Consider the following 12052-nt stretch of genomic DNA (forward strand, 5'->3'; position numbering starts at 1 on the left):
GAACTCGTATTTGGCCGTATCAAACTCAACGGCTCAAACCAATACGCGGATGCTGGGGCCGACCCGACGGCGTCGCAGAACACCACCGCCCGCACCTGGGAGGCCTGGGTCAAGACCACCGCCACCGGCCGCCAGCTCGTCATGACCCGCTACCGCAACACCGGCGGCGAGGAGCCGTGGTGGTTCGAGCTCGACAACGGCGTCCCCCGCATCGCCGTCCAGAACAACGTGAGCACGAACGCCTCCCAGCTCGCGAACGTCGCCGTCAACGACGGGCAATGGCACCACGTCGCCGCCGTCTGGGTCCCGAGCACCCGCCTGGACATCTACGTCGACGGCGCCAACCACAACGGCACCTTGACCGGCACGATCCCGGCCAGCCTCGACATCGGCTCGGCAAGCACGACGATCCGGATCGGCATCGGGCACTTCGCCGGCGCGCTGTTCGGCGCGTTCAACGGCACGATCGACAACGTGCGCTACTCGACCGGCGCGCGCTGGGCGACGAACGACACCTTCACCCCCGAGCAATGCCCCACCGCCGACCCCAACACGATCGGGCTGTGGCACTTCGACGAGAAGTCCGGCACGACCTCGGTAGCCGACGGCCAGATCACGACGTCCGCCACCCTCGTCGGCGGCGCGACGTTCGCTGACGCCTTCGACTGCGGCGGCGACGCGCTCCACTTCGACGGCGTCAACGACCGCGTCGAGGCCGGCAGCGACCCGGCCGCGGCGCAGACGACCACCGCCCGGACCTGGGAGGCGTGGATCAAGACCACCAGCAACGAGCGCCAGACGATCGTCGGCCGCTTCCCGACGAGCGGCGAGGCGCCGTGGGTCCTCGACATGGAGGACGGCATCGCCCGCATCCACATCCAGGACGGCACCACCCATCGCGCCCGCTACGCCTCCACGACGGTCAACGACGGCACGTGGCACCACGTCGCCGCCGTCTGGGTCCCGGGCTCGCGCCTGGACATCTACATCGACGGCACCAAGTCCAACGGCCCGCTCGGCGGCGGGACCGGCTCACCCGCCTCGATCGCCGAGGCCGGCACCGCGCCGATCCGGATCGGCGCCGGCTCCGACGACGGCGCGGTCGACGACTTCTTCGACGGCGACATCGACAGCGTCCGCTACTCGAAGACCGCCCGCTACAACCAGAACTTCCTCGCGCTGAAGTGCTGGGCCGTCGACGCGAACACGATCGCCCTGTGGACCTTCGACGAAGGCGCCGGGACCAAGGCCGCCAGCGTCGGGGACCTGGCCGCCGACGCCGACCTCGACGGCGGCGTGCACTGGGTGGCCGGGCTCGGTTGCAAGACCAGCGGCTCGGCCGTGAACCTGGACGGCGTCAACGACTACGTCGAGGCCAACGCCGACCCGAGCGCGGCGTCCAACACCGTGGCCCGCACCTGGGAGGCCTGGGTCAAGACCACCGCCACGGTCCGCGAGGTCGTGATGACGCGCTACCGCCACGGGACCGGACAGCAGCCCTGGTGGATCGAGCTCAACAACGGCTTCCCGAGCATCTCGATCGCGAACGGGGCCACCACCATCCAGCGGACGGGCAGCGCCGCGGTCAACGACGGCCAGTGGCACCACGTCGCCGCGGTCTGGGTGCCGTCCACGCGCCTGGACTTCTACGTCGACGGCCGCCTCGCCAACAACACCATCACCGGCGCGGTGCCGGCCGCGATCGACGTCGCGGCGGCCACGACGACGATCCGCATCGGCATCGGGCACTTCAACAACGCCCTGTGGGGACCGTTCAACGGCGCGATCGACGGTGTCCGCTACTCCACCGGCGCCCGCTACACCGGGACGTTCTTCCCCGATGTCCACCCGGATGTCGACGGGAGCACGATCGGGCTCTGGAACTTCGACGAGGGCACCGGGACGAGCGCGGCCGTGGCCGGACAGATGACCGCCGCCGCGGTACTCACCAACGGGGCCACCTGGACCACCGGCCCGTAGGTCCGTAGCCGGGCCATGCGCTACGGTCGGGCGCGATGAGCACCGACGCGTACGCACGGTCCGGCGTGGACCAGCACGCCGCCGACCGCGCGGTCGCGGCGCTGGTCGGCGTCTTGAAGACGATCGACACCGGGAAGGCGAGCCGTTCGGTGCTCGCCTCCGGCCACTATGCGGCGGTGCTCGAGGTCGCACCGAACCTCGGCATCGCCGTCGGGACCGACGGGGTCGGCTCCAAACTGATCCTGGCCGAGCAGACCGGGCGCTACGACACCGTCGGCATCGACTGCGTCGCGATGAACGTCAACGACGTCGTGTGCGTCGGCGCCGAGCCGATCGCGCTGCTGGACTACTTGGCCGTCGAACAGGCCAACCCCGCGGTGATGGAGCAGATCGGGATCGGCCTCAAGAAGGGCGCCGAGCTGGCCGGCGTGGAGATCCCCGGCGGCGAGGTCGCGATCCTGCCGGAGCTCATCCAGGGCCACCCGTCGCCGAACGGCTTCGACCTGACCGCCACCTGCTTCGGCACGGTCGCGCTGGACCAGATGATCACCGGCGAGGAGATCGCGCCCGGCGACGCGCTGATCGGCCTGCCGAGCAGCGGCCTGCACTCGAACTCCTACTCGCTGGCGCGCCGCGCGACGCAGGACCTCGACCTCAACGGCGCCTTCGGCGACGGCACGCTCGCCGACGCCCTGCTCGAGCCGACCGTCATCTACGTCCGCGCGGCGCTCGAGCTGATCCGCTCCGACGTCCCGGTCCACGGCCTCGCCCACATCACCGGCGGCGGCCTGCTGAACCTGCTGCGCCTCAACGAGGCCGTGGGCTTCGCGATCACCGACCCGCTGCCCGTCCCGCCGGTCATCGACCTCGTCCGCGAGCGCGGCGGCGTCTCCGACGCCGAGGCGTGGGAGGTCTTCAACATGGGCTGCGGCCTGGTCGCCGTCGTCCCCGAGGCCCATGCCGACGCGGCGACTGCGCTGCTGGACGAGCACCACCCGGGCACCCACCGGATCGGCGGCGTCACCGACCAGGCGGGCCGCGTCACCGCGCCGGGCATCATCGGCGACAAGACGGGTCTGCGCGCCGCCTAAAGTCCCGCCGCAGGCTGCCGATAGGGACATCGATGCCCTCCAGCCGCCTGAAGATCGCCGTCTCCGACCACTATCGCCGCTCGGTCCCCTTCGCGTACGCGCTCAGCCTGGCCGGGCATGAGCTCGTCGCCCCGGACGCGTTCGGCGCCGACGTCTTCCTGATCGACTTCGACCCGCCGCTGGAGGGCTATCGCCGGCTGATCGACGGCCACGCGGACGCCGGGGCCAAGGTCGTGCTCTACCCGCACGCCGCGGGCGGCCCGATGCTCAGCTACGACGCCATCTGGGAGCCGTACGAGCGCGTCGACGCGAACTTCGTCGCAGGTGTCGGCCACGCCGAATTCCTGCGCCGGATCGAGTATCCGGCGCCCGTCCACACGATCGGCTGGACCAGCGGCGATCAGCGCCCGTTCCAACCGCGCGCCGACGTGCGCCGCGTGCTCTTCGCGCCCACCCACCCGAACGCCGACGGCTCGATGCTCGGACGCCTGCGCGACGAGAACGCCGAGGTCTTCACCAAGCTGCTCGAGGGTCCGTGGAAGCTGACGGTCCGCCACATCGGCACGCTCGAGGAGAACGGGCTCTGGCCGGTCGACGGCGTCGAGTTCGTCGACGGCCGCACGGTCCCGCCGATCAAGAACATCGACGCCACCGACGCGGTCGTGGCCGGCGCCGGCTCGTTCCCCACGATCTCGGTCTCCCGCGGCGTCCCGACGGTCATCTACGGCCAGGGCAGCGTCGTGCTCGGGCTGCCCGACGAGGAGACGAGCCCGCTGCGCCGCGGCGAGCGCTACCTCGACTACGTGCGCTTCCCGTTCGACGTGGCCGACGGGCCGCTGGACGAGGTCGTCCACGCCGCCGCCTCAAGCCCGGAAGGGATCGCCGACTGGCGTCGCCGCTTCGTCGGCCATGCGTTCCACCCCGGCCGCTTCGCCGCGGCGATCGAGCAGCTCGCCCAGGGCCGGCCCGAGGCGCGGCTGGACGAGACCCGGGCGTTCACCACCCTGGCGCTCGCCGACGAGCTCGCCGAGCACCCGCACCTGCTGCGCACCTATGTCGACGCGGTCCGCCCGTCCGACGACGCGTCGCTGATCCTCTGGGCGCCGGGCCTCGCCGAAGCGGACCTGCTCGACCTCGCGCAGTACGCGATCGGACGCGCCGGCATCGACGAGGCCGCGCTGCCGGACGTCCTGCTCGCGCCGCTGCCCGGTGGGACGCGGACGGCCGAGACGCTCGCCGAGCGCGCCGACGCCGTGCTGAGCGACTGGCCGGCCGCGACCGGCCCGATCGGCGCGCTCGAGCGCTTCTCGGGCCTGCCGACGCTCACAACGTGATCGCGCCCTCCGGGGAGTAGGTCGGCGCGACGAGCGCGCGCTCGATCATGCGCCGCCGGAACGGGAAGAACTCCGGCCGCGTCAGCATGCCCGAGATGTACTGCTTGGCCTCGGCCTTCATGCCGAGATAGGCCATCGCGCCCGCGTGCTGGATCGTCAGCGCGACCATCGCGTGGACGTCGCTGCGCTCGCCGGCGTCGATCAGCGCACGCATGAAGAGGTCGTCGAAGGCATCGATCCCGAAGTCCTTCGGATGCTCCGGGAAGCGGGCGCGCACGTCGTCCGCGTCCAGCGGGGCGAGCAGCTCGAACGCGTACGTGTCGTCGACGTGGGCGACCAGCCGGAAGTGCTCGCCGAGCGCGTTGATGAAGCTGGGCAGCCAGAAGCACGTGTACCAGCCGTAGTCCTGGAAGATCAGATGGCTGCCGGGCTCGATGTACGGCGCGAGCTGCTCGAACGTGAAGCGCGTGCCGTACCAGCTCTTGCAGCCGTCGATGAACACGAGGCTGTAGCGACGGCCCTCGGGCAGCGAGAACGTCGGCTCGCCGGTCTTCGCCACGTCGCCGGGCGCGCCCGGCAGGTAGGCCACGTGCGAGTTGACCAGCGGTGAGTAGTCGTGGCCCGAGTGCAGCGTGTCGAAGACCGCCTTGAACGAGCGCGACTCCTCCATCTCGCGCTTCTGGCCGCTGGAGATCAGCCGCTGCCGGATCATCGCGTCGAAGGACACGCCCGACGCGTCCGTGTCCGAGCCGTAGTAGAACCAGTCGAAGGTCTGCAGCCGGGCGTCCGGCGAGCGGTTCGCGCTGCCCAACATGCCAAGTGCGAGTGCACGTGTCGTCCCGCCGAACATTGGTCCGTTCTCGAACACGTCGCCCTGCCCGTCCCAGAAGCAGGCGGCGAACCGGCAGAGGAACCGCCGCTCGTCGCTGGTCGTCGCGCCGGGGAGCTCGAGCAGGCGCTGCTCCAGCCCCGGACCGAGCGGAGCGGCCATGTAGCGGCCGAGCAGCGTGGCCGACAGACCCGGCCCGTAGACGCCGCGGCGCAGGTCGTCGAAGCTGCCGCTGAAGTCGGCCTGCGGCGCCGCCGGGGCGGCCGCGGCGGCCGGAGCGGCGCCGTAGAGCGCACCCAGCTCGGCGCGGACGGCGGCGAGGTTGTCCCGCGCGTCCACGTCCTCCGGGGCGAGCGAGCAGGCCAGCTCGAACTGCAGCTGCGCCTCGATCAGCCGCCCCTCGTGATGGGCGAGGTAGCCGAGCAGGTTGTGGACGCCGGCGACTCCCTCGTCGAGGAGTTGCTCGCCGATCGCCCGCGCTCCCGCGATGTCGCCCGCTTCGATGAGTGCCTCAGCCGCCGCCAGATCGCTCATGGCGGGAACTTACTCGTCAGGCCATGGTTTCCGCTCGTCCTCGTCGCGCGGCTCGCCCTGCGCGCCGGGGACCTGGTCGTCGGCCTTCTTGCGCTCCCAGTCCTCACGGACGTCGGCGATCTCCTCGCCGAGTTGCTCGGAGCGCTCCTCGAGGTCGTCCAGTTCGCGCTCGTGCTCGGTCATGTTTCCTCCTCAGAAGCGGCGCGCTCGCGCAGCTTCTCTCGTAGGTAGGAGTGCTTGTCGGCCCGGCGCTCGTGCGCGCGCTGCTCCGCCGGCGACTCGGCGTCGCCGGCCTGCTCGCGCTCGGCCAACTCGCGCTGGACCTGGTCGATCTGCAGTTCGCGGGTCTCAGGGTCCTCCATAGGACCCTGTGTTACCCCAGACGGACGTAGCCGATCGCGGGGCGGGCGCCGGGCGCGTACGCGCGCTCGGAGACGCGATCGGAGGAGTTGCCCTCGATCGTGTGGATCGTGCCGTCCGCGTCGACGTTCTTGACGACGCCGATGTGCTCGTCCCAGACGATCAGGTCGCCCGGCTGCGGACGCACGTTGCCGCCCGTGTTCGGGATCGCCTTGCCGGACTTCTGCGCCCAGGCGTAGACGTCGTCGACGCGGCCGAAGCCCTGCCCGTTGTCGCCCAGCGGCACGCCGGCCTCGCGGGCGGCCCACGAGGTGAAGTACGCGCACCACGGGCCGACGCCGGAGCCGGCGGTCGCCTGGCGGTACTGGGCGATGCGCGGGGAGTCGTTGGAGCCGGGAGGCTGCTCGGCGACGCCGACCTCCTGGCTGACGAGGTTGACGATCGCCTGGCCCGCGGAGGAGGCCGGCTGGGTCGCCGTCGTGCCGGTCAGCGTTGCCGCGCCGGCGTTCTGCAGAGCGGTCGAGAACGTGGTCGCGGTCGGCGTGGAAGGGGCGGTGGAGGGGGTCGGAACGGCAGCTGCGGGGGCGGCGAACAGCGACTGCAGCTGAGCGATCCGGGCGAGGGCGACGTCGTAGCTCATCTGCAACATCTGTCGGCGTCGCGCCGCTCAAGCTTTAGCCCGTCCGGCCGAGCGCGCGGCCGAACTACTACACTCGCCGCGCTCGATGGATCTCAACGGCAAGACCCTCCTCGTCACGGGCGGCACCGGGTCGTTCGGTACCGCGTTCATCTCCGCCGTGCTGGCGCGCTACGACGTGGCCTCGATCCGCGTGTTCAGCCGCGACGAGCTCAAGCAGTACGAGCTCGACCGCCGACTCCGCGACCCCCGGCTGCGCCTGCTGTTGGGAGACGTGCGCGACCGCGACCGGCTGCGCGTGGCCACGCGCGGCGTCGACGTGATCGTCCACGCCGCCGCGCTCAAGCAGGTCCCGGCGTGCGAGTACAACCCGTTCGAAGCGGTGCAGACGAACATCATCGGCGCCGAGAACGTGATCTCCGCGGCGATCGACAACGGCGTCGCCCTGACGATGGCGCTCAGCACCGACAAGGCCGTCAACCCCGTCAACCTGTACGGCGCGACGAAGCTCTGCGCGGAGAAGATCGTCGCGCAGGCGGACGTCTACGCGCCCGGTGGGACCTCGCGTTTCGCCTCGGTGCGCTACGGCAACGTCGTCGGCTCGCGCGGCAGCGTCGTCCCGGTGTTCACCCAGCAGGCCGCGACCGGCGTGCTGACGATCACCGACACGCGCATGACCCGCTTCTGGATCACGCTCGAGCAGGCCGTCGAGTTCGTGCTCAGCTCGATGGCGCTCGTCCAGGGCGGCGAGACCTTCGTCCCGAAGATCCCGAGCATGCGGATCGTCGACCTGGCCAAGGCGCTCGCGCCGGAGGCCGAGCTGCGCGAGATCGGCATCCGTCCCGGCGAGAAGCTGCACGAGGTGCTGCTGACCGAGGACGAGGCGCGCGTGTCGTTCGACCTCGGCGACCGCTACGCGATCACCCGCTCACGTCAGAGCTGGGACGACGACGTTCCCGCCCGCGGCGAGACGCTCCCGGACGGCTTCCGCTACGCGTCGGACAACAACACCGAGTGGCTGAGCGACGAGGAGCTGCTGGCCATGATCAAGAGCGCTCCGCCGGGCCGCCGGCGCGGGGACGCCGAGGCCTGGGACGCGTAGCGGGGCGCGCATGCGCCGCGTCGTCGTCATCCAGGCGCGGATGACCTCCACGCGCCTGCCGGGCAAGGTCCTGCTCGATCTCGGCGGCAAGCCGCTGCTGGAGCGGATGATCGAGCGCCTCGCGGACTGCCGGCGCGTCGACGAGATCGTCATCGCGGCGACCACCAATGCCGACGACGACCCGATCGCCGAGCTCGCCGCCCGGCTCGGCGTGCGCATCCACCGCGGCAGCGAGCACGACGTGCTCTCGCGCTACGTCGGCGCCGCGCCCGACGCGGACGTCGTCGTGCGGCTGACCTCCGACTGCCCGCTGATCGACGCGCACGAGGTCGACCTCGTGATCGACGCGCTCGAGCCCGCGTGGGACTTCAGCTCGAACACGCTCGAGCGCCACATGCCGCGCGGCCTGGACGCCGAGGCGCTGTGGCGCGACACGCTGGAGCGGATGGACCGCCTCGCGACGTCGGTCCCCGCCCGCGAGCACGTCACCTGGTACTGCCGCGAGGAGCGGCCCGACCTGTTCCTGCTGCGGTCGGTGCTCAGCCCGGTCAGAGCCCCGGACCTGCGCTGGACGGTGGACACGCCCGAGGACCTCGAGCTCGTGCGGCGCCTGTTCGACGAGCTCGGCCTCGGCGAGCAGCGACGCCCCTGGGGCGAGATCCTCGCGCACGTCCGGGCGCACCCGGAGCTGGCCGAGATCAACGCCCACGTCGAGCAGAAGAAGCTCTAGACCAGCTCGCGAACGGCTTCGATCACCGTGTCCTGCTCGGCGTCGGTGAGCGACGGGAAGCACGGCAGCGAGAGGCAGCCCGCGTAGTAGGCCTCGGCCTCGGGGCAGAGCCCGGGCGCGTAGCCATAGGTCTCCTGATACCACGGGTGCCAGTAGACCGGGACGTAGTGGACCTGGCTGAACACGCCGCGCTCGCGCAGCGCGTCATACAGGCGGCGGCGTTCCGCAACGTGGATCACGAACAGGTGGTAGGCGTGGCGTTGACCGGCCGGCGCCGCCGGGGCGAGCCGCACGCCCGGCACGTCCGCCAGCCCCTCGCGGAAGCGCTCGGCGATCGCGTTGCGGCGCGCGACGAAGCGCTCGAGCTTGGCCATCTGCGAGATCCCGAGCGCGCACTGGATGTCGGTGATCCGGTAGTTGAAGCCGAGGTCCTGCTGCTCCATGTACCAGCCGCCCTGGTCGTGGCGCCGCAGCCGCGCCGGGTCCTTGGTCATCCCGTGCGAGCGGAAGTCGAGCAGCCGCTGATGCAGCCCCCGATCGCGGACCGTGATCGCCCCGCCCTCGCCCGTGGCGACCGTCTTGACGGGGTGGAAGGAGAAGACCGACATGTCGGCCTCGGTGACCGCGCCGACGGGCCCGGTGCCGTCGTGCCCGCCCAGCGCGTGCGCCGCGTCCTCGATCAGGACCACGTCGGGCCCGACCGCGGCGCGGATCTCGGCCAGGGGAGCCGGCAGACCCGTGAAGCTGACGGGGATGATCGCCCGCGTGCGCTCGGTCAGCGCGGCGCTCACCGTGTCCGCGCTGACGTTCCAGGTCACCGGGTCGATGTCGGCGAACCGCGGTGTCGCCCCCACGTAGGCGGCGCAGTTGGCGCTGGCGGCGAACGTCATCGCGCTCGTGACGACCTCGTCGCCGGGCCCGAGCCCGGCGGCGTGCGCGGCCGCGTGCAGCGCCGCGGTGCCGGACGAGAACGCGACCGCATACGGGGCGCCGCACGCCTGGGCGAGCGCCTCCTCGAAGGCCGCGACCCGCGGGCCCTGCGTCAACCAGTCGCCGCGCAGCGCCTCGGCCACCGCCGCGACGTCGTCGTCTTCGATCGTCTGCCGTCCGTAGGGGATCATCGGAGGCGATTAACGCAGACGGGCGGCCTCCTAAGAGGCCGCCCGCGCGATCCGTCCCTCGGTGGGGTATGTGTGGGTTGCCCTCCAGCAACCCGTATGTACCTCGGACTTGCGAGAGTGGAGGGGGCGGGGATGCCCTGTATGGCTCCTGCTGTCGCCGTCCTTGGCTAACCGGAGTAATCGGCAGCCTCAGAACGACCTGTAGGAACTTTTTCTCAGGCCTTGACGGGGGCGAATTCGAGCAGCACGTCGCGCCAGCGCTGGGCCGCGACCTCGATGCGGCGGTGCTTGGCGACGTACTCGTACGCCTGCCGGCCGATCCGCTCGCGCTTTTCCCGGTCGTCGACGAGATCGATCAGCGCCGCCTCGACCTCCTGCGGCGTGCGCGCGTGCACGCCGGTGACGCCGTCCTCGATCCCCGGGTAGGTCTCCGGGTGGGCGACGAGCGGGATCCCGAGCGCGCTCGCCTCGAGCCAGCGCAGGTCGCTCTTGCCCTTGAAGAGGTTGCTCTCCGACGACGGGGCGATCGCGATGTCGAACAGCTTCATCGACGCCGGGTAGACCTCGATCTGGCCCGAGGGCAGGCCGATCGCGCGCTCGGTGCCGAACTCCTGGATGAAGTCGACGGCGGCGCCGTATCCGACCGACATGAACCGCGACTCGGGACGCTTGCGCAGGACCTCGCGCACGCCCGGCTCCCAGCGTGCGAGCGACGCCTTGTGGCCGACGCCGCCGGCCCACCCGATCGTCACGCCCTTGCGCTCCGGCGTGGGGTAGTCGTAGCGGTTGAGGTCGATGCCGTTGTAACAGGCCCAGGTGCGGTCGTTGAAGCGCCGGTAGCGGCGGGCGAGATAGTCGGTGGAGCAGATGATGCCGTCGGTGGCACCCATCGCCAGCTCCATCTGGCCGACGAACTCCGCGTCGAAGACGTCGGTGAGCTCGTGCGACTTGATCTTGCGCGCGGACTGGACGTAGTCGTCGATCTCGTAGAGGACCGTGACGCCGGCGTCCTGGAGCTCGCGGATGAACTTCAGCCACTCGACGCCGCGCGGCTGCTGCAGCACGATGACGTCGTAGTCGAAGAGCTCCTCGCGCTTGGGCGGGCGGGCGCCGAGGCCGGTCACGAGGTGGAACTTGGAGGCCGTCGCGTCACCGAGCCAGGCGACGTAGTCGGCGCCGAGCGCGACCGCGGGCAGGAACGCGCGGTAGTAGGAGACGACGCTGACGCCCCAGCCGATGAACAGCGTCTTGGGCAGGGTCTGCTGCTGCATCAGATGACCTCCGGGGCCCACTTCTGGAAGGAGACGCCGGCGTGCTTGACCCGCAGGCGGTTCGCGTCGGGCAACTGGTCGTCGGGCTCGGCGTCCTTGAGCTCGAGCGCGCGGGCGCGCACGGTCGGCTCGAACACGCTGTGGCCGCCGGCTTCGGAGACCCGCAGGCAGAAGTCCAGCGCGGCGTGCGGGCCGTCCATCAGCTCGTCGTAGCCGCCGGTGACGTCGATCCACTCGCGGCGGATGAGCTGCAGCTCGGAGCCGACCGGGCACAGCAGCGGCTTGTGCACGTCGAGCATCACCTCCGGCACGCGGCCGAGGCGGGCGCCCCACAGGCGCTTGAAGAGCGAGAAGAAGTAGCCGGCCTGACGGATCAGCCCGGTCGGGTTGATGACGGCGCCGCCGGCGATCGCGGCGGGCAGGCCGTCGGGGCCCGTGCGGGCGCGCAGACGGTCGAGCCACCCGGTCCGGTCGAACACGAGGCCGGGCGCCACGAGGCACACGTCCATGCCGTGATCGAACGCGGCGTTGAGGCCGACGTTGATCGCCGCGGACGTGCCTTCGCCGTCCTGCTGGAGGACGTAGGCGCAGTCGAGCTCGTCGGACGCGAGCTCGAGCATCTGCGCGAGCTGCGCAGGAGAGCGGTCGTCGACCACGAGGACCATGGCCTCGGGGGCCGTGCCGCGGAGGGATGCGACCGTTTGGAGGAACGGTTCGATGTCCTCCGCGCGCTCGGCGCGCACGGGGACCACGATCAGGGTGGGGACGGTTTCCACGTCTCCTACATCGGTTGCCCGCTGCGGAGACTTGAGAGTCGTCGGATTAAGAACGAGAGGGCGGGCCTTTCGGCCCGCCCCCGTCGAGGTGCTCAGCGGAGCAGCGACAGGACGCCCTGCGGCGCCTGGTTGGCCTGCGCGAGCATGCTCGTGCCGGCCTGCTGCAGGATGTTGAGCTTCGTGAACTTGGTCATCTCGGCCGCCATGTCCACGTCGCGGATCCGCGACTCGGAAGCGGTGAGGTTCTCCTGGTAGGTCGCCAGGTTGTTCAGGCGATGCTCGAGGCG

Annotated in this window: 13 protein-coding genes; 5 read left to right on the plus strand and 8 right to left on the minus strand. The window is 71.0% G+C overall.

The annotated features are described in order from the left end of the window. The first annotated feature begins 18 nt into the window (after positions 1 to 18). Genes G569_RS0124510 through G569_RS0124520 form a run of 3 tightly spaced genes read left to right on the plus strand, consistent with a single transcriptional unit; the run spans position 19 to position 4405 of the window. Positions 19 to 1980, plus strand: a complete 1962-nt coding sequence (locus G569_RS0124510) for a LamG-like jellyroll fold domain-containing protein (protein WP_245602551.1) — start codon at positions 19 to 21, stop codon at positions 1978 to 1980. 35 nt (positions 1981 to 2015) lie between these two features. Next, a complete protein-coding gene (purM, locus tag G569_RS0124515; protein WP_028065377.1) occupies positions 2016 to 3071 on the plus strand; it encodes a phosphoribosylformylglycinamidine cyclo-ligase in 1056 nt (351 codons plus the stop codon). Between the two features lie 32 nt (positions 3072 to 3103). Continuing rightward, a complete protein-coding gene (locus G569_RS0124520; protein ID WP_028065378.1) occupies positions 3104 to 4405 on the plus strand; it encodes a hypothetical protein in 1302 nt (433 codons plus the stop codon). Here the strand turns inward: G569_RS0124520 and G569_RS0124525 are convergent. Genes G569_RS0124525 through G569_RS0124540 form a run of 4 tightly spaced genes read right to left on the minus strand, consistent with a single transcriptional unit; the run spans position 4395 to position 6768 of the window. Further along, positions 4395 to 5768 carry a tetratricopeptide repeat protein gene (locus tag G569_RS0124525; protein WP_028065379.1) on the minus strand — a complete coding sequence of 458 codons (1374 nt, stop codon included), beginning with the start codon at positions 5766 to 5768 and terminating at the stop codon, positions 4395 to 4397. The genes G569_RS0124520 and G569_RS0124525 overlap by 11 nt on opposite strands. A gap of 9 nt (positions 5769 to 5777) precedes the next feature. Next, positions 5778 to 5951, minus strand: a complete 174-nt coding sequence (locus G569_RS62940) for a hypothetical protein (protein ID WP_157592276.1) — start codon at positions 5949 to 5951, stop codon at positions 5778 to 5780. Next, positions 5948 to 6130 carry a hypothetical protein gene (locus G569_RS0124535; RefSeq protein WP_028065380.1) on the minus strand — a complete coding sequence of 61 codons (183 nt, stop codon included), beginning with the start codon at positions 6128 to 6130 and terminating at the stop codon, positions 5948 to 5950. The genes G569_RS62940 and G569_RS0124535 overlap by 4 nt, the downstream gene beginning before the upstream one ends. 11 nt (positions 6131 to 6141) lie before the next feature. After that, positions 6142 to 6768 carry a CHAP domain-containing protein gene (locus G569_RS0124540; protein WP_157592277.1) on the minus strand — a complete coding sequence of 209 codons (627 nt, stop codon included), beginning with the start codon at positions 6766 to 6768 and terminating at the stop codon, positions 6142 to 6144. Positions 6769 to 6853: 85 nt separating this feature from the next. On the opposite strand from G569_RS0124540, the gene pseB reads away from it, so the two are divergent. Together pseB and G569_RS0124550 are read left to right on the plus strand one after the other, a co-directional pair. Then, positions 6854 to 7867 (plus strand): UDP-N-acetylglucosamine 4,6-dehydratase (inverting), encoded by a 1014-nt coding sequence (pseB, locus tag G569_RS51260; RefSeq protein WP_053226927.1) that lies wholly within the window; start codon positions 6854 to 6856, stop codon positions 7865 to 7867. Between the two features lie 10 nt (positions 7868 to 7877). Then, entirely contained in the window at positions 7878 to 8597 is a 720-nt protein-coding gene (locus G569_RS0124550) for a cytidylyltransferase domain-containing protein (protein WP_028065382.1), read from the plus strand. Here the strand turns inward: G569_RS0124550 and pseC are convergent. From pseC to G569_RS64000, 4 genes are all read right to left on the minus strand, one after another. Then, on the minus strand, positions 8594 to 9718 hold the full coding sequence (gene pseC, locus G569_RS0124555; RefSeq protein WP_028065383.1) for a UDP-4-amino-4,6-dideoxy-N-acetyl-beta-L-altrosamine transaminase: 1125 nt from the start codon (positions 9716 to 9718) through the stop codon (positions 8594 to 8596). The two genes, G569_RS0124550 and pseC, sit on opposite strands and share 4 nt — an antisense overlap. A gap of 215 nt (positions 9719 to 9933) precedes the next feature. Then, a complete protein-coding gene (locus tag G569_RS0124560) occupies positions 9934 to 10989 on the minus strand; it encodes a glycosyltransferase family protein (protein WP_028065384.1) in 1056 nt (351 codons plus the stop codon). Further along, positions 10989 to 11765 carry a glycosyltransferase family 2 protein gene (locus G569_RS0124565; RefSeq protein ID WP_028065385.1) on the minus strand — a complete coding sequence of 259 codons (777 nt, stop codon included), beginning with the start codon at positions 11763 to 11765 and terminating at the stop codon, positions 10989 to 10991. Before G569_RS0124565 ends, G569_RS0124560 begins: the two co-directional genes overlap by 1 nt. Before the next feature lie 92 nt (positions 11766 to 11857). Next, a partial coding sequence (locus tag G569_RS64000; RefSeq protein ID WP_028065386.1) for a flagellin occupies positions 11858 to 12052 on the minus strand: 195 nt, incomplete at its 5' end.

It is taken from the genome of Solirubrobacter soli DSM 22325, from assembly GCF_000423665.1.
Lineage (GTDB): Bacteria > Actinomycetota > Thermoleophilia > Solirubrobacterales > Solirubrobacteraceae > Solirubrobacter > Solirubrobacter soli.